The organism is Caldicoprobacter faecalis, from assembly GCF_900115765.1.
Classification (GTDB): Bacteria; Bacillota; Clostridia; order Caldicoprobacterales; family Caldicoprobacteraceae; genus Caldicoprobacter; species Caldicoprobacter oshimai.
In genome coordinates this window covers 24,168-45,500 of sequence record NZ_FOXR01000002.1, presented here as the reverse complement: position 1 = coordinate 45,500, position 21,333 = coordinate 24,168, and the positions used below count along the sequence as shown (strand labels likewise).

Genomic DNA, 21,333 nt, shown 5'->3' with positions numbered 1-21,333 from the left:
CTTTTAGCTAAAGTTAAGAATGTGAAGAATGTGTAACAAAATTCTAAGATGGGGGATGGACATTTTGGATAATATAATTCTTAGAGTAAACAACTTAAGAAAAAATTACGGGAAAATTGAGGCGTTAAAGGGAGTTAGTTTTGAGGTAAAAAAGGGTGAGATTTTTGCTTTGATTGGTCCTAACGGCGCTGGTAAGACCACGACTCTCAGAATTGTAGCAACCCTTCTTACACCTACCGATGGCAGCGTGGAATTCATGGGTTTTGACCTAAGGAAGAACCCAGACAAAATAAGGCAGGGGATTACCTATCTTCCCGAGGAGGCAGGGGCATATAAGAATCTTACAGGGTTGGATTATCTAAAATTTATGGCAAACTTCTACGCCGAAAAACCCCAAGATGTGGATATGTACATTGAAAGGGCAATAAAAATTGTAGGCTTTAAAGACAGGTTAAAGGATAAAGTGGGAACTTACAGTAAAGGCATGACAAGGAAGCTACTTTTGGCAAGGGCGCTTATGACCAAGCCTAAGCTTGCTATACTTGATGAACCTACATCCGGGCTGGATGTCATTAATTCTTTAGAGATAAGGGAAGTAATAAGGGAATTCGTAAAAGAAGGGGTTTCAGTGCTTCTTTCCTCTCATAACATGCTGGAGATAGATTTTCTATCCGACAGGGTTGCAATTATAAACAACGGCCAGATTTTGGAAATTGGTGAACCCAAGGCACTGAAAGATAAATATTCGGCAGATAATCTGGAAGAAGTGTTCAGGAGGTTGGTGCAATGAGAAAATTTACCAATTTGCTCAAAAAAGAAGTGAAAGAGCTCATTACGTTTCAGCTTATCGTTTCTTTGCTTTTCACCATTGGACTGTTTTATTTTATAGGAAATATTGTCCAGTCTGAAGTGCAAAAGGCAGGGGAAAAACGAGATATACATGTTTTTAATTTGGATGATTCACAAGAATCTAAAGCACTGCTGGATGGTTTATCTTATGCGGGTTTTAAAATAAATCTTTTGGAAGGCAAGGATAAAGCCGAGGCTATAGAATATGCTAAAAACAGCAATATAAATTTGTTGATAGTAATCCCTGAGGGTTTTAGTGAAGCGGCATCGAAATTCCAGTTTAAGGAGATAGAGGCCTACTCCTTTATCCGCAGCTTTTCCATGACCAGTTCGGCAAATGCCGCAATAGTTGATCAGGTAATTTCTGAGATAAACAAACTTCTTTCAAACAATTTTTTAAAGACAAATTTTCCTGACTTTAATCCAGAGGATATAAAAAATCCAATAAAAAGCAGGGACTTTGTTGTGATAAAGGATATTATGGCCGAAGGCTCAGCAGCAGAGGTCAGCAACATTGTCTATTCCCAGTCAATATTCATTCCCGTTATTTTGATGATGATAATTGTATTCTCCTCTCAGATGGTATTATCGGCCATGGCGATGGAGAAACAGGATAAAACTTTGGAAACACTCCTTACCGTTCCTATAAGCAGAAACCAGATAGTGATTGCTAAAATGGCGGCTTCGGCTTTGGTAGGCTTGATCTCTGCAGGGATATATATGCTGGGCTTTAGGTATTATATGGGCGGATTTATGGGGAATATTCACGAAAGTGGCCAGTTGAATGAGCTCATGCAAAAGCTGGGGCTTCAGTTTACCTCGTGCGATTATGTGGTTTTGGGTATATCAATATTTTTAGCAATACTGTGCGCCCTGGGGTTGACCATCATTTTGGGAGTTATGGTAGAAGACTTAAAGAGCGCTCAGACAATGATATTGCCCTTGATTTTTCTTGTAATGATTCCGTACATCATATCCCTGTTTTCAGATATTAATTCTCTGTCCTTGCCGGTCAAGGTTTTAATTATGCTTATACCTTTTAGCCACCCTTTTATAGCATCACAGAACATACTCCTTGGAAACTATGCTGTGGTGTTTTATGGTATACTCTATATGCTGGTCGTTTTTATAATTTTGATATTTATCTGCGGCAGGATATTTTCCACAGATAGAGTATTGACTATGAAGTTAAGATTTGGAAGAAAAGAAAGGTAAAAAATAATGAAAGTCCTTAAAAGAAGGAATAATAACAGCAGATAAAACAAATTTATGAATCAGTGGATAGGAGGAATCTTTGTGAATATAGTGCTGTTGGGGCCGCCAGGTTCAGGAAAGGGTACGCAGTCGCAGCTTCTTGCAGAGAGTTTTAATCTGGTGCAGCTATCGACGGGGGATCTGTTCCGCCAGATTCTGCAGAACCCCCATCATCCTCTATATGATGAGCTTCAGATCATTAAGCAAGGAAAGCTGGTGTCGGATGAGGTGGTAAATAAGGTAGTGGAAGATGCGCTAAAAAAACTGACAAATGCTAAAGGTATAATATTTGATGGCTTTCCCAGAACTGTAGCTCAGGCAAAAGCCCTAGACAGGATGTTAAGTTCCTTAAACAGAAAAGTGGATGTTGTGATCGATTTCAATGTCACAGAAGGTGTACTTTTATATCGGTTACTGGGGAGAAGGATTTGTCCCAATTGTAAGAGGGTATTTCATGTAAATCAGGGGTATATAGAATGTCTTGATTGCAAAGTTAAACTAGTTACAAGGGATGACGATAATGAGGAAGTAATAATGAAGCGGTTTAAAGAATATAAGGAAAAGACGGTCGGTGTCCAGGAATATTATCGTGATTCGAACTGTGCTTATATAAGTTTGACCATAGATGATATTGACACCACTCCGGAAGAAGTGCATCAACAGATAATATCTGAGCTCAAAGAAAGAGACTTGGTATAGTTTTGTGTAAAAATTTGTATTGCTTCATGGTAAGGGGTTAAGGGAAATGAGAGTTTTTGCTATAGGTGATCTTCATCTATCGGGAACCAATCCTAAACCCATGGATGTATTTGGTGAACATTGGTTCCAACATTGGGACAGGATAAGGAACAACTGGATGAACAAGGTGGGACCCGAAGATGTGGTTCTCATACCCGGCGATATAAGCTGGGCCATGAAGCTGGAAGAGGCCAAACCTGATCTAGACAGCATAGGTCAGCTGCCTGGACGAAAAATCATAATACGGGGGAATCACGACTACTGGTGGTCTTCTATATCTAAAGTGAGAAAGATGCTTCCCGATAATATGTTTGCCATACAGAATGATAGCGTCGTTATCGACGGGATTGCGTTTTGCGGTACCAGGGGATGGGCAATCCTGGAGGGACGAGAAGATATTGAACATGATATCAAGATATTCAATAGAGAATTGCACAGGCTGAAATTGTCACTGGATAGCGTCAGAGGTGTCCAGGAGATCGTGGTGCTGCTTCATTATCCGCCTTTTGACGAGAGAGGTAACGAGAATGATATGGCCAGACTGATCAGGCAGTATCCTGTCAATCATGTGGTGTTTGGCCATCTGCACGGCGCAAGTTTAAACAACGTGGTGGAAGGATATATAGACGGTATTACGTATCACCTAGTCTCATGTGACTATTTAAACTTTGACCTCAAACTCATAATGGAAAGGTGAGCTGTTATTTTCGGCCCAGAAGAGCGTTTGGCATGGCGATTGTGTAAATATTAAGTATGTATAAAAAATATGTAACATTTTTGTAATATTTTAAGGATTTGCGGTTATACCCCTCGACAACAAGATTGTCGAGATTTGAGCTCAATGTGGACAAGGTATATAATAGGGAAAGAAAGGGGGTGAACCGCGTGTTAAGAGGTATGGCGCGTTTGTTCTGTGCTGCATTTGCTTTTGTCTTCATCTTAACAGTATTGGTTTTTCCAGGAGATGTACATGCTCAGGGAACGTTGCTTAAGATGGGTAGCAGGGGACCTGCAGTTGAAAAGTTGCAGCGGGCCTTGATAGAGCATGGTTTTCTCTCTGGTAAAGCTGATGGGATATTCGGTCCTGTAACTCGAGCAGCTGTTATGGCTTTCCAGAGGGCAAAGGGATTGGCTGTTGACGGCATTGCCGGACCGCAAACTTTGAATGCTCTTTATGGCAGTGGATCTTTTACGGGAGGTAATTCTTCTTATGAACAGCCCAGCAGAAGTGCGACTATATCAAGGATGTTGAGGCTGGGGGATAGAGGCCAAGATGTAGCAATTCTTCAGAATCGGCTAAACGAGCTTAAATTCAACTGTGGGAAAGCCGATGGGATATTTGGGCCTGCTACTTACGCTGCTGTAGTGGCCTTCCAAAAGAAAAACGGCTTGGTACCCGATGGCATCGTTGGACCTAAGACGTTGGCAGCACTGTTCGACAATGGTGTTTCTCCAGGGGAAAATCCACCGTCAAATTTACCAGATGAACAGCCTAGCAGAGGTGCTGACATTTCAAGGACGTTGCGGCTGGGCGATAGAGGAGAAGACGTGGCGATTTTGCAAAGGCGATTGAACGAGCTGAAGTTTAACTGTGGAAAGGCTGATGGAATATTCGGTCCTGCTACCTATGCTGCTGTAAAGGCATTCCAAAAGGCCAATGGGCTTGTGGTTGACGGCATTGTAGGAAAGAACACCCTTGCTAAGCTATACAGCTCAGACGTGATCACGGGCGATAAAGTGGCAGATCGCGGTGATACTTCACGTGATTCAAAGGCTGATAAGGTTGTTGCTTTTGCTATGGGGTACATAGGCAAACCTTATGTGTACGGTGCATCAGGACCGAATTCCTTTGACTGTTCTGGTTTTACCACTTTTGTGTACAAGCATTTTGGCATTTCCCTTAAACGGACAGCGTGGGACCAGGGTAATGATTCCCGCTTTGCCAGGCTATCACGACAGCAGCTTAGCAAGGGCGATCTGGTGTTTTTCGATACCAGCACATCGGCGCACACCAGATATCATGTTGGGATATATATAGGTGGCGGTAAGTTTATACACGCCTCTTCGGCTGCAGGAAATGTTAGAATCGATACGCTGGATTCGGGATATTATCAGCAGAGATTCAAGTGGGGACGGAGAATATTAAATTAAGCAATGGGACAACCTTAAGAGAAGCAGGCTACAGAAGAGAACTGTAGCCTGCTTTTTTGTTTTACTAAAGACTTTAAAGATTTGGAAGTTACGATTTGGCTTGTGTGCCCGGCGTTTCAATTAAGTACTTCCAATAACGGACGGGCATGAACTGTCGCTGGAGCCGTGGGTTGATCCTGCTCTTGATAGCAATATTTTGGAAGTACTCCTTCCACAGGGTTTGGTAGTCAAATTCTTCATCGTCCAAGGGAAGGGCTCCTTTGAACTCAAAAGGCACAATTGCGTATTGGCCTTGGCTATAGAAAGCGGCCAGCTTTCTCTTTACGTCATGTATTATCCAATCCTGGTTTGGCATGCGCTTTTTAAAGTGGGGCGCTATTATGCCTAAAATGTTAAAATCGGGTTCAATGGGGGCGTAATATACTCCGCTTTTGAGCAGCCGGAAGCGTACCAGCCCAAGCATCTTTCCGGCTTCCTGGCTTACCTTTTTACGCAGGGCATGAACGCGGAAGACATGCGGTTCTGCCAAGGCTGAATCAACGCTTTTGCCCATCTTCCAGCCAAGCTTGAGATACCTGTATATGGCCGTTCCCGCATCCTGGGCCTCCGAAAGAAAAGCATATAATACGTTTTTGGCTGCTGAAGGTGAAATCTTTTGCACTATGGCGTCGTACACCCTTTGTGCCTTTTCCTGGTCGGTGTTTATGTGTACATATTTTATAAACAGGCTGTTCTGGACATTATCGCTGCTCAGGATTTTTTCGGGCGTTTCCCGCCGGTAATACGCTTCGTATATGGCTGTTAGCAGCCCCTCAAAGCTGCCGTCATATATGTAATAGACCACCCTCACATCTCTCCCGTTATGACCGTGTAAACATCTTCGGGCTGGAACACATGGGGGTAAAGGGACGAGAAGGTCAGCTGTTTGCTTGCTGGGCTTATGCCTTTTTGCTGGGTTGAAGCAGGTTTGAGCAGCTGATACAGGGTTGACTCGTTTATGTTTCTCTCGCCGTAGAACTTGCCACGGCAGGTTATGAAGTGGCGCGCCCTTTTGAGCACCACGCCAAAGCGCTTCAAGGTTTCAAAGTCAATGGAGCTGTACCGCCTTGCTGCAATTATGCGCCTTGCAGAGCGAACCCCGATCCCGGGAACCCTGATCAGCATCTCGTAGTCGGCACGGTTGACCTCTACGGGGAACAGGTGGAGATTTTTAAGCGCCCAGGCCGATTTTGGGTCAATCTCGGTGTCCAATAGCGGTTGGGTTTCGTCCAGCAGCTCATCGGCCTTAAAGCCATAGAACCTCAGCAGCCAGTCGGCCTGATAGAGGCGGTGTTCTCGCATAAGGGGAGGGCTGGCAATGGCCGGCAGGTTTGGGTGTTGAGTCACCGGCACATAGGCCGAGTAGTAGACCCTCTTTAAAGAGAAACGCTTATAGAGGCTTTCGGATAGCTTGAGTATCTTCAGGTCATTGTCAGGCGTTGCTCCCACTATGAGCTGCGTGGTCTGGCCGGCGGGGACAAAAAGGGGGGCGTTTTTATATAGTTTTCGCTCTTCTCTTGCCTGAAGTATTTTGGAGTGAATAAACCCCATGGGCCTGATGATCGAATCCCTGTCCTTTTGCGGTGCCAGCAGCTGAAGCCCCTGGCTGGACGGAAGCTCAATATTGACGCTCATGCGGTCCACGTATTTGCCCGCTTCGGCTATCAGCAGGGGATCGGCGCCCGGAATGGCCTTTAAATGGATATATCCGTTGAACTGGTACTCCTTACGCAGCTTCTTTACAGTAGCAATCAAAAGCTCCATGGTGTAATTGGGATTTTTGTACACAGCCGAGCTCAAAAACAGCCCTTCGATGTAATTCCTCTTGTAGAAGTTTATGGTAAGCTGGGCAACTTCGTCGGGCGTGAATGTGGCACGTGGGACATCGGCTGTCGCACGGTTTACGCAGTACAGGCAATTGAAGGCGCAGCAGTTGGTGAACAGTACCTTGAGGAGGGATATGCACCGCCCGTCATCCGACCAGCTGTGGCAAATCCCGGGCAGGCTGGCATTGCCCAATCCACCGGGCCTGTTCCGTCGGGAGCTTCCGCTGGATGAGCAGGATACATCGTATTTGGCAGCCGCACCTAGAATCTTTAACTTTGTATGTAAATCCATGATGGAGGACCTCCTGTTATACCGTGTGAGTAAATTTTATCATATTTTGGCTCATGTTGCAAACATATGTTTGGGTTGTGCCTTTTAAAAATTTTCATCAAAATGTTTGACAAAGTACGAGCTTTTGTGTTAAACTTTATGTTGCCATCAAGTAGAAGCTATCCACTTCTCACCTTCCGGCGCGAGAGGGCAGCCAGGAAGGTCAATATGGCGGTTAAAGGGTGTAGTGTGTGGCGCTGCGCTATGGAGATGAGAGTGGGTAGATGTGTGCCCGCTCTTTTGTTTTATTAAATTCGGGGGTGAATGAATATCAATAAAAAAGAGTTATTGGTTAATGAGCAGATCAAGGACAGAGAGGTCAGGGTGATCAGCGAGACGGGTGAGCAGCTGGGCATCATGCCCATTGAGAAGGCGCTCAGGCTTGCCGAGGAGAGGCAGCTTGACCTGGTCAAGATAGCTCCCAAGGCCAATCCACCCGTGTGCAAGATCATGGATTATGGCAAATACTTGTTTGAAATGGCCAAGAAGGAGAAGGAGGCCCGTAAAAACCAGAAGGTCATCAACGTGAAAGAGATACGCCTGTCGGCTTCCATAGAGGACCATGACCTGGGGGTTAAGGCCAGGAACGCCGACAAGTTTTTGAAGGCGGGAGACAAGGTGAAGGTGACCATAAGGTTTAGAGGGAGAGAGATGGCTCACCCTGAGGTAGGGTACGAAGTTATGGAGAAATTTGTGTCCATGCTTACGGTGGAAGCTGTGATGGAGCGCAAACCCACACTGGAAGGCAATCACATGATTATGGTACTGGCGCCAAAGGCGTGATTGCAGAAATTGATGGCAGCGAAACAGTAAACAAGGATAAAGCACTGAGAGGAGGAATAAACAATGCCTAAAATTAAAACCCATCGCGGGGCAGCCAAGAGATTCCGCCTGACAAAAAGTGGGAAGGTAAAGAGGGCTAAGGCATTCAAGAGCCATTTGCTTACCAAAAAGTCGCCCAAGAGAAAGAGAAACCTGAGAAGAGCTACTTACGTTGCGGCTGTTGAGGCAAAGAAAATAAAGCAGCTGATTCCGTATAAATAAGGCAGTAAAGGAGGGTGTATTATGGCTAGGGTAAAGAAAGCGCTTAATGCAAGGAAGAAGCACAAGAAGATATTGAAGCTTGCAAAGGGGTATTATGGCGCCAAGAGCAGGCAGTTCAGAGCCGCCAATCAGGCAGTGATGAAGGCGCTGGCATATGCATACGTTGGGAGAAGGCTGAAGAAGAGAGATTTCCGCAAGTTGTGGATTGCCAGGATCAACGCGGCGGCAAGGCAAAACGGCTTGAGCTACAGCCGATTCATAAACGGCCTGCGCAAGGCGGGGATTCAGATAGACAGAAAGATACTGGCGGATATGGCTGTCAACGATGCCAACGGATTTGCTCAGCTGGTCAACATTGCTAAAGAGAAGCTGCATGCATAGCTTTATGCAACTAAATGGACATTGTGTGATTAAAAAAGGCCTCATTCAATGAGGTCTTTGTTCATTTTGAGATAACGGGAGGATAAAAAGGCTTCATCTTTTTAAGAGTAAAATTGCCTAAAAGCAAAAGAAAGTGAGGAAATATAGCTGGATTACAAATATGTAGAAACCGATGACTTTAACTGGTAATTTGTTTAAAACTGGAGGGTAAAGCAATTGAGTGAAATGATGGGTAAAAGAACTATCAGGCTTTTGCCAGCCCAAATTTTGGTCTTGGGTTTTGCATCTATAATTATAATTGGTGCTTTGCTGCTCACTCTTCCTATAGCTTCCAGTACAGGAAAAAGCATAGGCTTCCTCAATGCCCTGTTCGAAGCCACTTCAGCTGTATGCGTTACCGGCCTTGTAGTAGTTGATACAGGCACTGATTTAAGCCTGTTTGGGCAAATTGTCATAATTACCCTTATTCAGATGGGCGGATTGGGGTTTATGACCATGGCAACCATGGTGTTCTTGCTTTTGGGCAAGCGAATTACCTTAAGGGAAAGGCTTGTGATTCAAGAAGCTCTTAATGAATTTAAGTTGCAGGGCGTTGTGCGCTTAACCAAAAGCATAATCGGGATTACTTTCCTCATTGAAGGCATTGGTGCCTCAATACTTGCTTTGCGATTTGTGCCAATGTATGGCTGGGCTAAAGGGCTGTATTTCAGCATTTTCCATGCTATTTCGGCTTTTTGCAATGCAGGGTTTGACGTTATGGGAGAATATAGGAGTTTTATGGACTTTACTGATGATTTCATCGTAAATTTTGCAATAATGGGGCTCATTATTTGTGGTGGCCTTGGCTTTTCTGTTTTGCTGGACATCTACCGGAACAGGCATTTCAGAAAGTGGTCGTTGCATACAAAACTGGTTGTTTGCATTACCGCTGGATTAATTGTTTTAGGTGCATTGTTTTTTTTTGTCGTCGAGTTTAACAATCCTGCCACATTAGGCAGTCAAAATTGGAGGGGGAAAATACTTGGTGCTTTATTTCAATCTGTAACCCCTAGAACAGCCGGTTTTAATACCATTGATCAGGCTGCCCTTACAAATGCATCCAAGTTTATGACCATAATTCTTATGTTTATTGGAGCTTCACCCGCAGGTACAGGCGGAGGGATCAAGACCACTACTGCAGGTGTGCTTCTGCTTGCTGTGCTCAGCGTAATCAAAGGAAGGCACGATGTGGAGGTTTTTGGCAGGAGGATTTCCTATGCTATTGTAAACAGGGCATTGGCGATAACTGTTATCAGCTTTGCCTTGTTGATCAGCGTTAGCATGGTTTTATCAATACTGGAGCCCTATCCGCTGGTTGACGTGCTTTTTGAGACAGCCTCTGCCCTGGGAACCGTAGGGTTGGCGACATTTAACAACGGTGATTTAAAGGACCTCAGCAAAATACTTATCATTATAACCATGTTTGCCGGCAGGGTGGGGCCTTTGACATTGACGCTTGCTTTTGCAAAGCGATTGTCCAACAATAAAGATACTCTAAAATATCCCGAAGGGAAGGTAATGGTGGGTTAATAAGGAGGAATGTGATTATGAAGCAATTTGCCGTTATTGGAATAGGGCGTTTTGGTTCAAGCGTTGCCAGGACGCTTTGTGCACTGGGATATCAGGTTCTTGCTGTTGATAAAGATCAAGAAAGAGTACAGGAGATATCCGACTGCGTAACTCATGCTGTACAGGCAGATGCAACTGATGAGGATGCCTTGAAAGCGTTAGGCCTAAGGAATTTTGACGCCGTTGTGGTATCGATCGGTACCGATATTCAGGCAAGCATAATGGTTACCCTACTGTGCAAAGAGCTGGGGGTTAAGTTTGTTCTGGCCAAAGCACAAAATGACCTTCATGCCAAAGTGCTGTACAAGATAGGGGTTGATAAGGTGATATTTCCCGAAAGGGATATGGGCATGAAGGTAGCACATCATCTGGCATCAACCAATATAATCGATTATATTGAGCTGGCATCTGATTACAGCCTGGTAGAACTTACGGCCATCCCGGAATGGGTGGGGAAATCGCTTAAACAGATTGACATGCGGGCTGCGTATGGACTTAATGTGGTGGCAATTAAACGCGGCAATGATGTGCTTGTATCCCCTAAAGGTGAAGATATTATCAAAGAAGGCGACATTTTAGTGGTGATTGGTAGAAATGACCACATCAAAAGATTGGAAGAAAAGACTCAAGAGTAAAGGATGCGGAGAGCTTTGGAAGAATATATCACTAGCCCGCAAAACCCTTCTATTAAACGCATTAAAATGCTTCATAAGAAGAAGTACAGGGACATCTATGGACAGTACTTGATAGAAGGGCCTAAAATGGTAAAAGAGGCTTTGCAGCAGGGAGAGCATATCTGGGCTTTAGTGGTGGCAGAGAGCTTTGACTGGGCAGAGTTTAAGGCACAGCTGGATTTTTGTGCTGAAAACCTAAAAATCCTCGTGGTGAAAGATAATTTATTTACGCATATCAGCGATACTCAGACACCCCAGGGGATTATGGCGGTTGTCCACAAAAAGGATTATCGCTTAGAGGATGTGCTGAATAGGCCTTCGTTTTTTATTGTGGTTTTAGACCAGATAAGAGACCCTGGAAACCTGGGTACCATCATAAGGACATTGGATGCCGCAGGCGGGGACGGCGTTGTTCTGCTTAAAGGTTGTGTAGACCCCTATAATCCAAAGGTTGTGCGCTCCACCATGGGTTCGATATTCCGCGTACCCCTTTACGAGGTGGATGACCACATCGATTTTTTCAACAAGCTTCTGGAAGCCAAGGCCCATGTACTGGTTAGCCATCTGCACGGTTCCAATCTCTTTGAATGGCCGGGGGGCTACAGTAAGATAGCTCTTGTAATCGGCAATGAATCAGAGGGCGTTCGCCAGGAAATATGCAAGTTCGCTTCCTCACTGGTAAAGATACCCATACCGGGTGGTGCTGAATCCCTTAATGCTTCGGTGGCCGCAGGTATACTGATATACGAGGTGCTGCGCAAGTCGAGGTAGATAGTGCCTTGAATTTCCTTGAATCCACGCGGTGTGTATGGTATAATTAGCCTAGGAAAGCCCGGTAAAGGAGATGGGACCGGTGAGGCTGGCGGACGTAATATGGAAGATTTTTGAAAAGACGGGTTCTATAAACGCTTATATGCTTTATAAGGAGCTCTTAATGCTTTTATGATAAAGGCAATGATGGAGAGGAGTATACCCGAGCATCTTTATACAGAGAGGGGGACGCCATGGGCTGGAAGCGCCCCTATAGAGATGAGGGTAGAAGTTCGCTCCTGAGCTGGGGGCTGAAGTGGCAGTAGGCCCTGCCGGGTTTAACCCGTTATCGTTAAGAGAGGTTTCGTTTCCTACCGAAACGAAAATGGGTGGTACCACGTGGCTTATCAAGCCTTCGTCCCATGCTTGGGCGAAGGCTTTTTCAATATATGACGATATCGATGAAAGGAGAGAGCCATGGATGAAAGCTGAGTTGGAGCAGATTAGAAGGGAAGCTGAGCAGGCTCTTGCGCGTATAAATAACCTTCAAGATTTATCGAGTTTTCGCGTGGAGTATCTGGGCAAAAAAGGCAAGTTAACCCAGATTTTGAGGGGCATGGGGAACCTTCCTGCTGAGGAAAGGCCCCAAATCGGGCAGCTTGCCAACCAGATAAGGGCTTATCTTGAAGAGGAAATTGAAAAGAAGAGGAAGGTGCTTGAAGAGGAGGCGCTCAATCAACGGCTCAGGGATGAAGTGATCGACGTTACCATGCCGGGCAGGCGCCATTACCGCGGTAAGCTGCATCCTCTGAACATCGTACTCAATGAGATCAAGGACATCTTCCTGGGAATGGGTTTTGAGATAGCCGAAGGGCCGGAGGTTGAGTGGGATTATTACAACTTCGAAGCCCTCAATATACCCAAGAACCATCCTGCACGGGATACGCAGGATACCTTCTATATTACAGAAAACATACTTTTGCGCACCCATACCTCGCCCACCCAGATTCGCGTGATGGAGAGGCAGAAGCCGCCTATAAAAATCATAGTGCCCGGCAGGGTTTATAGGTCGGATGCGGTGGATGCGACCCACTCCCCCATCTTCCATCAGGTGGAAGGGCTTGTAATAGACAGGAACATTACCATGGGCGATTTAAAAGGCGTCCTGGACGTATTTGCCAAGGAGATGTTTGGGCCCCAGACTAGGACACAGTTCAGGCCGCATCATTTTCCGTTTACCGAGCCTAGCGCTGAAATGGATGTAAGCTGTACCACATGTGGGGGTAAGGGATGTCGCGTGTGCTCATATACCGGCTGGATAGAAATCCTGGGTGCCGGCATGGTGCATCCAAAGGTGCTAAAGCATGGAGGGATTGACCCTGAGAAATACAGCGGTTTTGCATTTGGCATGGGTCTTGATCGCATAACAAATCTGAAATATGGGATAGATGATATAAGGCTGCTGTTTGAAAACGATATACGTTTCCTGGAGCAGTTTTAAAGGGAGGTAGAGATGGATGCTGGTACCACTGAAGTGGCTAAAAGAGTATGTAAAGATAGACGTACCCGTTGAACAGCTGGCGCACCGTCTGACCATGACTGGGACAAAGGTTGAGGGCATAACCAGGCTGGGCGAAGGCATAAGCAACGTGGTGGTGGGAAGGATACTTGAGATACATCCCCATCCCAATGCTGACAAGCTGGTGGTATGCATTGTTGACGTTGGAAAATGCAAGCTGCAAATAGTGACCGGCGCTCCAAACGTGAAGGAGGGGCAGCTTGTACCGGTGGCGTTGGACGGCGCTACCCTGCCAGGTGGCCACAGGATAACCACGACCTCGTTGCGGGGTGTGGAGTCATGCGGGATGCTGTGCTCTGGCCAGGAGCTGGGGCTTACCGATGAGGACTATCCAGGGGCAGAAGTGGACGGCATATTGATTTTGCAGGAAGAATACCCGCTGGGGATTGATATAAGGGAGGCTTTAGGTTTAGATGACCATGTGCTGGAGTTCGAGATCACTTCCAACCGTCCGGATTGTCTGAGCGTCATAGGCATAGCCCGCGAGGCATCGGTGGCTTTGAACTCCTCCTTTATACCGCCGCATATAGAGGTAAAGCCGGGCGTTGGAGATGTCAACGCCGAGGCCAAGGTTCTGGTAGAGGACCCTTACCTGTGTCCCAGGTATTGTGCACGGGTGGTCAAGGATGTCAAGGTGGGGCCATCGCCGAGGTGGATGCAGCGCAGGCTGGCCTCTGCGGGAGTTCGACCCATAAACAACATCGTTGACATAACCAATTACGTCATGCTGGAGATGGGTCAGCCCATGCACGCCTTTGACCTGGATAAGGTGGCGGGCAGGACCATTGTGGTGCGCAGGGCCCGCGAGGGCGAAAAACTGGTCACACTGGATGACAAGGAGAGACTGCTGAGTTCGGATATGCTGGTTATAGCAGACGTAGAGAAGCCCATAGGCCTGGCAGGGGTCATGGGTGGGGCCAATACTGAGATTACCGATGGGACGAAGAACATTTTGCTGGAAAGCGCGCTGTTTGACAGGGGAAGCATACGGAAGACGGCAAAGGCACTTGGGATTCGCAGCGAGGCCTCTCTCAGGTTTGAAAAGGGTTTGGATATACATGCTGTCCGGGTAGCTTTAGACCGTGCGGCACAGCTGATCCAGGAGCTGGGTGCAGGGACGGTGGTAGAGGGAGTGATAGATGTCTGTCACGGCTCTCTCGAGAAGAGGATTTTGGAGATACCCTGGAAGAGGGTAAACGGCCTGCTGGGGCTCAATCTGTCGGCTGATGAGATGGCCGATATTTTAAACAGGCTGGAATTCAAGGTTGAGATAAAGGGCGAATACATGCGCATAGAGGTTCCATCGTTCAGGCAGGACATAGAGGGCGTGGCCGATATAGCCGAGGAAGTGGCCCGCATTTACGGCTACAATAATATACCCATGACCTTGATGGAAGGCACCGTAAGCCGGGGTAGAAAGACCAGGCGGCAAAAGCTTATGGACAGGGTAAAGGATGTGCTGGTGGGTACCGGCCTTTACGAGGTGGTCACCTACTCGTTTACCAGCCCAAGGGTTTACGAATCCCTCGGCATTACCGATCCGCAGCTCATCCCGAAGACGGTCAGAATCTTAAATCCCTTGGGCGAGGACCAAAGCATAATGCGCACCACGCTTATTCCGAGCCTTCTGGAGGTGCTTTCGCGCAACCGTAACAGGGGGATAGAGAGGTGCCAGATATTTGAGATAGGGCCGGCTTTTCTGCCCAAGTCGCTGCCGCTGGAGGATTTGCCGGAGGAAAAGCCACTTTTGACCATTGCAGAGTACGGGCCGGATATTGATTACTATGACCTGAAAGGCAAAGTTGAAGTGCTGCTTAATGAACTGGGATTGCTGGCTGAGGCTGAATTTGTACCCCACGTTCATCCGACCTTCCATCCGGGAAAGACGGCCCTTGTGAAGCTGGGCGGCAAGGAGATAGGCATGCTTGGCGAGATACATCCGAAGGTGGCTGAAAACTATCAGCTTGAAGAAAGGGTGCTGGTGGCCGAGCTGGAACTTGACGCGCTGCTTGATTGTGCAAAGGAGGAGCGGAGATACAAGCCTCTTCCCAAATATCCAGCTGTTGAGCGAGACCTGGCGCTTGTGGTCAGGAAAGAAGTGCTGGCCGCTCAGGTCGAGAGCTGTATAAGAGAGCTTGGAGGGCAGCTTCTCGAAAAAGTGGAGCTCTTTGATGTGTATGAGGGTGCTCAAATACCCGAAGGCTATAAGAGCATGGCATATTCTTTGAGCTATCGCGCCTCCGACAGAACCTTGACGGATGAGGAGGTGAATTCCCTGCACGATAACATTGTAAAAGGCCTGGAACAAAAATTGGGCGCAAGATTGCGATAAGTTCGAATAATCACAAAAATTCGACAAAACGCTTGTTTAAGTATGGCAGGTGTTGTATAATAGTACCGAGGATAGCGGGGGAACGGAGATGTGATCCATGGTGGAAAAGACTAAAACCGTGGTCAGGATCGGCGGTCGCGAATATGCCATAAAGAGCGTGGAGTCTGAGGAGTACATCCACAAGGTGGCCATTTATGTCGACAAGAAGATGGAGGAGATCAGGCAGCGGCAGCCCAATCTGAGCACCACCATGTTGGCCATGCTGACGGCCATAAACCTGGCGGATGAGGTCATCAAGCTCCAGCAAAAGGTCGAAAAGCTTCAGAGGGAGATAAGCGTCCTGCACTCCGTGCTGGAAGAAGATGGTCGAAATGACATTTCAAACGCTTCTGCCGTTTACGACGTTTCGCGCAGGGCGCGACGCTAAGGGGTTATGTTGATATTGAGTGCTGTATAAGCGATGTGGGTTATAAAAAGCAGCCTTCGGGCTGCTTTTTATAGTCTTTGGCATTGATTATGTATTTCATTTTGCAGTTGTGCCTTAATTTGTCGTATAATTGCTGAGATTATTCAAATGATAGAATTTAAGCCTGTTTCTATGGTATAATGTATGAAAATGTTTTTGAAAAACGGAGGTATCACTGTTAATTAATGATAAGTTTGTATAATGTTTTCCTCCATAACTTATCTTATGATAAGCATGAGCTTTACAATATACAAATAAACTTTGAAAACGAGGTAATGTATCGTGAATGACAGGACCTTTCGTGCGCTGGAATACGACAAAATCATAGATATGCTTACCAGCCATACTGTATCAGCGCCGGGACGCGAAATGGCGCAAAGTTTGGTTCCATATACGGACAGGGACAAGGTCATTTCGGCCCTGGCGGAGACCGAAGAGGCTTTAAGGATAATGGTTAAATACGGGATGTCGCCTTTAGGAGAGTTCCCTGATATTCGCAGCCATTTGAGGAGAGTGGAGAAAAGGGCAATATTGAGTCCGGAAGAACTGCTGGAGATAGGGCGTGTGCTTAGGACGTGCGCCAGCCTTAAAGAGGCCTTTAAGAGCAAGGATGGCTTAAATGATGCCGGGCTCACCGTCATTCCAAGTTTGGTATATCAGTTAAAACCTCACAGCGATTTGATGAGCGAGATATTCAGGTGCATAGAGCCTGATGGACGGATAGCAGACGGTGCCAGCCCTGAGCTTCACAGCATCCGCCGCAACATAGTGCGGTGTCAGGAGAAAATAAAGGAACTTTTAAACGGCTATATACAATCCCCGCAGTACCAGAAATTCCTTCAGGAGCCCATCGTTACTATAAGGAACGGCAGGTACGTCATTCCGGTAAAGCAGGAGTATCGCTCCAACGTGCCCGGGCTGGTACACGACCAGTCGGCCAGCGGGGCCACCCTGTTTATTGAGCCCATGCCGGTGGTGGAAGCCAATAACAAGCTCAGGGAATGGATGCTCAAAGAGGAGCAGGAGATAGAGCGCATTCTGGCCAGGTTGACCGAGGAAGTCTGGAAAGTTAGAGAAGATATACGCAGTTCATTTGAAATCCTGAGCCGGCTTGACTTCATCTTTGCCAAGGGGAAATTGGGACACTCGATGAGAGGCGTAGTGCCCAGGATTGTAGAGGGCGGGAAGGTCAATATTGTAAACGGCAGGCATCCGTTGATACCCCATCACGAGGTTGTGCCTATAAGCCTTAATCTGGGGTATGATTTTAATACCCTGGTGATCACCGGCCCCAATACTGGAGGTAAAACCGTGACCCTGAAGACGGTGGGGCTGTTTGTATTGATGGCACAGGCCGGCCTTTGTCTGCCAGCCGATTACGGTACCGAGATAGGCATATTTCAGAAGGTTTTTGCCGATATAGGAGACGAGCAGAGCATAGAGCAGAATCTCAGCACATTTTCATCTCATATGGTAAATATTATATCGATGATTAACAGTGTGGATGGCGATTCCCTGGTGCTGCTAGATGAGCTGGGAGCCGGTACTGATCCCACAGAAGGTGCTGCTCTGGCCATGGCCATCCTTGAATTTTTGCACAACAGCGGCGCTAAAACCGTCGCCACAACGCACTACAGCCAGCTTAAGGCATTTGCCATGATGAAGCCGGGGATGGAGAACGCTTCAATGGAGTTTGATGTGGAGACATTAAGCCCCACATTCCGCCTGCTTATAGGGGTGCCGGGCAAGAGCAATGCCTTTCAGATATCGAGGAGGCTGGGGCTTAAGGAGGATATCATCGAAAAGGCCAGGGAATTCTTGACGCAGGAGGACATCCGGTTTGAGGATTTGATTTCTGACCTGGAATACAACAGGACCAAGGCGAGGGAAGAACGGGAAAAAGCTATAAAGTATTTGAAAGAGGTAGAGAAGGAGAGGCAGAGGCTTGCTGAAAGGGAGTCCGAGCTTGAGTCGGCGCGCCAGCAGATACTCCGAAAGGCCAGAGAAGAGGCCAGGATGATACTGCGTCAGGCTAAGGAAGAGGCTGATCAAATCATCAAGGAATTGAACAGGCTGTCGCAGGTGGCCGCTGAAAAGGAGCGCAACAGGGCCATCGAGCAATACAGGATGAAGTTGAAGCAAAGCCTGGACAGGCTGGACGATGAGCTTTCCAGAGAGGCCAGGCAGTCTCAGGAGCACAATGAATCGGTTAGAGAGGTTCGCCTGGGAGAGACGGTGTATATAAGCACGCTGGGGCAAAAGGGACAAGTACTCACCCTCCCCGATGATAATGGAGAGATTACGGTTCAAGTAGGCATAATGAAGGTAGCGGTCAAGCTGTCGGATATAAGAAGGGTTGACGAGGGCGATGATGCAGCAACTGCCGTTATGTCTGCGAAGAAGCCTTCGCCCAGAATGACAGCCGTTTCTCCCGAGATAGACTTAAGGGGTCAAACGGTGGACGAGGCATTGTTGAACGTTGACAAGTATCTTGATGACGCTTTTTTAGCGGGCTTAAAGCAGGTGACCATTATCCACGGCAAGGGTACGGGTGCTCTAAGGGAAGGAATCCATCAGTACCTGCGCCATCACCCCCATGTGAGCTCTTTCCGCCTTGGGAAGTACGGTGAGGGTGAGAGCGGCGTTACCATAGTCGAGCTCAAATAAAGAAAGCAGGGTGGACGATATGATTTTGGTAAGTGCGTGTCTGGCAGGGATATGCTGCAAATACAACGGTGGAAATAATGGCATTCCCCTCATCAAAGAGCTTGTAAAGCAGGGCAAGGCCATTCTGCTGTGTCCTGAACAGCTGGGTGGTCTGCCCACACCCAGGCTGCCGGCAGAGATAAAAGGCGGCAGCGCCCGCGATGTTTTGCAGGGTAAAGCCTCGGTGGTGAGGGAAGACGGCGCTGATGTCACCGAAAATTTCATAAGGGGCGCCAGAGAGGTTTTAAAGTTTTGCCAGGAGATGGGGATCAGGCGTGCCATCCTGAAATCAAAAAGCCCTTCTTGCGGTAAAGGGCTGGTATATGATGGGACATTTACGGGTAAGCTGGTAGAGGGCAACGGCGTCACCGCCCAGCTGCTCATCGACGATGGGATTGAGGTGATGACGGAGGAGGAGTTTAAAAAAATTTGTTGAGGGGATAAAGGAAAATAGTTCTTTTTGTAGAATAAATCTAATAATTAATTACAGAGTTTCACGTGAAAGGCTCAGAGTTGAGAATTTAAAATAAAAATGACGGGAGGGTGTTGTTTATGGCTTATTTGCTTGGAATCGATATTGGGACTTCTGGGACAAAAACTGCGCTGTTTGATGAATTGGGGAATACGGTGGCCAGCGCAACGCAGGAATATCCCCTTTATCAGCCGCAGATAGGGTGGGCCGAGCAGGAACCGGAAGACTGGTGGAATGCCGCTGTTGAGACCATTAAACAGGTATTATCGAAGAGCAGTGTTGATCCATCGGATATCAAGGGTATAGGCTTGACGGGCCAGATGCATGGTATGGTACTTTTGGATAAGGAGGGCAAGGTGCTCAGGCCTGCCATCATATGGTGCGATCAGCGGACGCAGGAGGAGTGCGACCAGATAACCGAGATTATAGGAAAAGACAGGCTTATAGAGATTACCGCTAACCCTGCTTTAACCGGTTTTACCGCTTCAAAAGTGATGTGGGTAAAAAACCATCAGCCCGAGATATTTGAAAAGATAAACAAGATTTTGCTTCCCAAAGACTACATAAGGTACAGGCTTACGGGTGAATTTGCTACCGAGGTATCCGACGCAAGCGGTATGCAGTTTTTGGATGTGCCAAGGAGGACCTGGAGCCGGGAAATAGTGGATAAATTGGGGATCGATTATGAGTGGTTACCAGCTGTGTATGAGTCGCCGGAAGTGAGCGGTAAGGTGAGCCAGCAGGCTGCCCAGCTGACAGGGCTGTTGCCAGGAACGCCGGTTGTGGGCGGTGGCGGGGATCAAGCCGCCGGTGCTGTGGGCAATGGCATAGTCAAGCCAGGGGTTATTTCGTCCACCATTGGGACCTCGGGAGTGGTTTTTGCATACATGGATCAGGTGAAGATAGACCCTAAAGGAAGGGTACATACATTTTGCCATGCCGTGCCCAATACTTGGCATGTTATGGGGGTCACCCAGGGTGCGGGCCTTTCGCTTCAGTGGATGCGGAATAATTTTGGCGGCATGGAACGTGAGTTGGCCAAGTTTATGGGCATTGACCCCTATGTGCTTATGGATGCTGAAGCAGAGAAGGCTGTGCCAGGCTGCCAAGGGCTTATATACCTCCCGTATCTCATGGGAGAGCGTACGCCTCACCTTGATCCTTACGCCAAAGGCGTTTTCTTTGGCCTGTCTGCCAAGCATGGCAGAAGTGAGATGATCCGCGCAGTTATGGAGGGAGTGGCTTACAGCCTCAGAGACTGTCTTGAAATAATAAAAGAAATGGGTGTACAGGTATCTGAAGTACGGGCCTCTGGTGGCGGCGGCAAGAGCAAGTTATGGCGGCAGATACAGGCCGATGTGTTCAACAGCCCCATCACCACCATCAATTCCACTGAAGGGCCTGCCTTTGGTGCGGCGCTGCTGGCTGGGGTCGGAACCGGCGTCTATGGCAGTGTACCTGAAGCATGCGAAGCAGCCATCAAACGGGTGGGAGTACAGCAGCCCATCGAGTCCAATGTAAGGGTATACGATAAATATTATGAGGTATATAAAGGGCTATATTACGCTTTAAAGGACAGCTATTTGAAGGTTGCCCAAATCGAGCGAGAGTTGAGCGGCCAGGCATAATTATAAGTATATTAAGTATATCGGGAGCTCCTATTGAGATGGGATGGATTGAGAAGTGGTTGCCGCGAACAGGAAGGTGTATCCGTGAAGGGATGCGACTGGCCCTTTTGAATGCAATTTTGTTGGCAGGGGGCGGGATGGCTGTCTTTTTGCTGTTCGGGGCAGTGGATTTACTGAGGAAGAAAGGCATCCCGATTCCTTTGCCGGTATGGCTTGTTATGGTGCTTTTGGTCGTGCCGTATTATGTGTTGATGTTTCAGTACGGCAAGGCATTTGGGGCTTTAAGCGCTTCAAAAAATCCTGTTTCTGGTTTTGCAGTGGGTCTGTTGGGTCAGCTGCCCTCCATATTGCTGCTGGCACTGTCAATCAATGGAGAGCTATACAGGTATATCTCTCCTCATGTGTGGAGAGTCTTGTTCACCATTATGAGCATGATCGCCGTTGTTGCCCCAATTATGGTGGGGCTCGGCTCGTTGGACCAAAAATGATAAAGAAAATGTAAATA

The 21,333-nt window shown here is 47.3% G+C and carries 21 protein-coding genes and 1 other annotated feature; of the genes, 19 read left to right on the top strand and 2 right to left on the bottom strand.

Annotation, left to right across the window (positions count from 1 at the left end; genetic code table 11):
* The first annotated feature begins 64 nt into the window (after positions 1-64).
* The 5 genes from BM241_RS01130 to BM241_RS01110 all read left to right on the top strand — a co-directional run bounded on the left by BM241_RS01130 (position 65) and on the right by BM241_RS01110 (position 4,992).
* On the top strand, positions 65-790 hold the full coding sequence (locus BM241_RS01130) for an ABC transporter ATP-binding protein (protein WP_394328169.1): 726 nt from the start codon (positions 65-67) through the stop codon (positions 788-790).
* Entirely contained in the window at positions 787-2,064 is a 1,278-nt protein-coding gene (locus BM241_RS01125) for an ABC transporter permease (protein ID WP_025746919.1), read from the top strand. The genes BM241_RS01130 and BM241_RS01125 overlap by 4 nt, the downstream gene beginning before the upstream one ends.
* Before the next feature lie 81 nt (positions 2,065-2,145).
* A complete protein-coding gene (locus BM241_RS01120; protein ID WP_025746918.1) occupies positions 2,146-2,802 on the top strand; it encodes an adenylate kinase in 657 nt (218 codons plus the stop codon).
* Positions 2,803-2,848: 46 nt separating this feature from the next.
* The gene (locus tag BM241_RS01115) at positions 2,849-3,538 is read left to right on the top strand and encodes a metallophosphoesterase (RefSeq protein WP_025746917.1); all 690 of its coding nucleotides are present in this window, start codon (positions 2,849-2,851) and stop codon (positions 3,536-3,538) included.
* A gap of 188 nt (positions 3,539-3,726) precedes the next feature.
* Positions 3,727-4,992, top strand: a complete 1,266-nt coding sequence (locus tag BM241_RS01110; protein WP_025746916.1) for a C40 family peptidase — start codon at positions 3,727-3,729, stop codon at positions 4,990-4,992.
* Positions 4,993-5,080: 88 nt separating this feature from the next.
* Here BM241_RS01110 and BM241_RS01105 read toward each other — a convergent pair whose 3' ends face one another.
* On the bottom strand, positions 5,081-5,836 hold the full coding sequence (locus tag BM241_RS01105) for a TIGR03915 family putative DNA repair protein (protein ID WP_025746915.1): 756 nt from the start codon (positions 5,834-5,836) through the stop codon (positions 5,081-5,083).
* Between the two features lie 2 nt (positions 5,837-5,838).
* The gene (locus tag BM241_RS01100) at positions 5,839-7,149 is read right to left on the bottom strand and encodes a putative DNA modification/repair radical SAM protein (protein ID WP_025746914.1); all 1,311 of its coding nucleotides are present in this window, start codon (positions 7,147-7,149) and stop codon (positions 5,839-5,841) included.
* Positions 7,150-7,452: 303 nt separating this feature from the next.
* Between BM241_RS01100 and infC the strand changes: the two genes are divergently transcribed.
* The 14 genes from infC to BM241_RS01030 all read left to right on the top strand — a co-directional run bounded on the left by infC (position 7,453) and on the right by BM241_RS01030 (position 21,316).
* The gene (infC, locus tag BM241_RS01095; protein WP_025746913.1) at positions 7,453-7,971 is read left to right on the top strand and encodes a translation initiation factor IF-3; all 519 of its coding nucleotides are present in this window, start codon (positions 7,453-7,455) and stop codon (positions 7,969-7,971) included.
* A gap of 63 nt (positions 7,972-8,034) precedes the next feature.
* A complete protein-coding gene (rpmI, locus tag BM241_RS01090) occupies positions 8,035-8,232 on the top strand; it encodes a 50S ribosomal protein L35 (RefSeq protein WP_025746912.1) in 198 nt (65 codons plus the stop codon).
* Positions 8,233-8,253: 21 nt separating this feature from the next.
* On the top strand, positions 8,254-8,613 hold the full coding sequence (gene rplT / locus BM241_RS01085) for a 50S ribosomal protein L20 (protein WP_025746911.1): 360 nt from the start codon (positions 8,254-8,256) through the stop codon (positions 8,611-8,613).
* Positions 8,614-8,838: 225 nt separating this feature from the next.
* On the top strand, positions 8,839-10,182 hold the full coding sequence (locus BM241_RS01080; protein ID WP_092281882.1) for a TrkH family potassium uptake protein: 1,344 nt from the start codon (positions 8,839-8,841) through the stop codon (positions 10,180-10,182).
* 17 nt (positions 10,183-10,199) lie between these two features.
* On the top strand, positions 10,200-10,856 hold the full coding sequence (locus tag BM241_RS01075) for a potassium channel family protein (RefSeq protein ID WP_394328168.1): 657 nt from the start codon (positions 10,200-10,202) through the stop codon (positions 10,854-10,856).
* 15 nt (positions 10,857-10,871) lie between these two features.
* Complete coding sequence (locus BM241_RS01070) at positions 10,872-11,666, top strand: TrmH family RNA methyltransferase (protein WP_177206056.1); 795 nt, start codon at positions 10,872-10,874, stop codon at positions 11,664-11,666.
* 82 nt (positions 11,667-11,748) lie between these two features.
* Positions 11,749-11,841, top strand: a complete 93-nt coding sequence (locus tag BM241_RS01065) for a YqzL family protein (protein ID WP_394328167.1) — start codon at positions 11,749-11,751, stop codon at positions 11,839-11,841.
* Positions 11,841-12,071: a binding site (T-box leader), on the top strand. Its footprint overlaps the gene before it by 1 nt.
* Positions 12,072-12,126: 55 nt before the next feature.
* A complete protein-coding gene (pheS, locus tag BM241_RS01060) occupies positions 12,127-13,146 on the top strand; it encodes a phenylalanine--tRNA ligase subunit alpha (RefSeq protein ID WP_025746908.1) in 1,020 nt (339 codons plus the stop codon).
* Positions 13,147-13,162: 16 nt separating this feature from the next.
* Positions 13,163-15,556 carry a phenylalanine--tRNA ligase subunit beta gene (gene pheT / locus BM241_RS01055; protein WP_092281845.1) on the top strand — a complete coding sequence of 798 codons (2,394 nt, stop codon included), beginning with the start codon at positions 13,163-13,165 and terminating at the stop codon, positions 15,554-15,556.
* A gap of 97 nt (positions 15,557-15,653) precedes the next feature.
* On the top strand, positions 15,654-15,983 hold the full coding sequence (locus BM241_RS01050) for a cell division protein ZapA (protein WP_025746906.1): 330 nt from the start codon (positions 15,654-15,656) through the stop codon (positions 15,981-15,983).
* 321 nt (positions 15,984-16,304) lie between these two features.
* The gene (locus BM241_RS01045; RefSeq protein WP_092281844.1) at positions 16,305-18,689 is read left to right on the top strand and encodes an endonuclease MutS2; all 2,385 of its coding nucleotides are present in this window, start codon (positions 16,305-16,307) and stop codon (positions 18,687-18,689) included.
* A 19-nt stretch (positions 18,690-18,708) separates the two neighbouring features.
* Positions 18,709-19,164 carry a 2-thiouracil desulfurase family protein gene (locus BM241_RS01040; protein ID WP_092281843.1) on the top strand — a complete coding sequence of 152 codons (456 nt, stop codon included), beginning with the start codon at positions 18,709-18,711 and terminating at the stop codon, positions 19,162-19,164.
* Between the two features lie 116 nt (positions 19,165-19,280).
* Complete coding sequence (xylB, locus tag BM241_RS01035) at positions 19,281-20,828, top strand: xylulokinase (protein ID WP_092281842.1); 1,548 nt, start codon at positions 19,281-19,283, stop codon at positions 20,826-20,828.
* Between the two features lie 38 nt (positions 20,829-20,866).
* The gene (locus tag BM241_RS01030; RefSeq protein ID WP_025746902.1) at positions 20,867-21,316 is read left to right on the top strand and encodes a hypothetical protein; all 450 of its coding nucleotides are present in this window, start codon (positions 20,867-20,869) and stop codon (positions 21,314-21,316) included.
* The last annotated feature ends 17 nt before the right edge of the window (positions 21,317-21,333 follow it).

What these genes read in the sequence shown, in the direction of transcription:
- BM241_RS01125 (WP_025746919.1), top strand. Translation starts at nt 787, where the DNA reads ATGAGAAAATTTACCAATTTGCTCAAAAAAGAAGTGAAAGAGCTCATT.
- BM241_RS01115 (WP_025746917.1), top strand. Translation starts at nt 2,849, where the DNA reads ATGAGAGTTTTTGCTATAGGTGATCTTCATCTATCGGGAACCAATCCT.
- BM241_RS01100 (WP_025746914.1), bottom strand. Translation starts at nt 7,149, where the DNA reads ATGGATTTACATACAAAGTTAAAGATTCTAGGTGCGGCTGCCAAATAC.
- infC (WP_025746913.1), top strand. Translation starts at nt 7,453, where the DNA reads ATGAATATCAATAAAAAAGAGTTATTGGTTAATGAGCAGATCAAGGAC.
- rpmI (WP_025746912.1), top strand. Translation starts at nt 8,035, where the DNA reads ATGCCTAAAATTAAAACCCATCGCGGGGCAGCCAAGAGATTCCGCCTG.
- rplT (WP_025746911.1), top strand. Translation starts at nt 8,254, where the DNA reads ATGGCTAGGGTAAAGAAAGCGCTTAATGCAAGGAAGAAGCACAAGAAG.
- BM241_RS01080 (WP_092281882.1), top strand. Translation starts at nt 8,839, where the DNA reads ATGATGGGTAAAAGAACTATCAGGCTTTTGCCAGCCCAAATTTTGGTC.
- BM241_RS01075 (WP_394328168.1), top strand. Translation starts at nt 10,200, where the DNA reads ATGAAGCAATTTGCCGTTATTGGAATAGGGCGTTTTGGTTCAAGCGTT.
- pheS (WP_025746908.1), top strand. Translation starts at nt 12,127, where the DNA reads ATGAAAGCTGAGTTGGAGCAGATTAGAAGGGAAGCTGAGCAGGCTCTT.
- pheT (WP_092281845.1), top strand. Translation starts at nt 13,163, where the DNA reads ATGCTGGTACCACTGAAGTGGCTAAAAGAGTATGTAAAGATAGACGTA.
- BM241_RS01050 (WP_025746906.1), top strand. Translation starts at nt 15,654, where the DNA reads ATGGTGGAAAAGACTAAAACCGTGGTCAGGATCGGCGGTCGCGAATAT.
- BM241_RS01040 (WP_092281843.1), top strand. Translation starts at nt 18,709, where the DNA reads ATGATTTTGGTAAGTGCGTGTCTGGCAGGGATATGCTGCAAATACAAC.
- xylB (WP_092281842.1), top strand. Translation starts at nt 19,281, where the DNA reads ATGGCTTATTTGCTTGGAATCGATATTGGGACTTCTGGGACAAAAACT.
- BM241_RS01030 (WP_025746902.1), top strand. Translation starts at nt 20,867, where the DNA reads ATGGGATGGATTGAGAAGTGGTTGCCGCGAACAGGAAGGTGTATCCGT.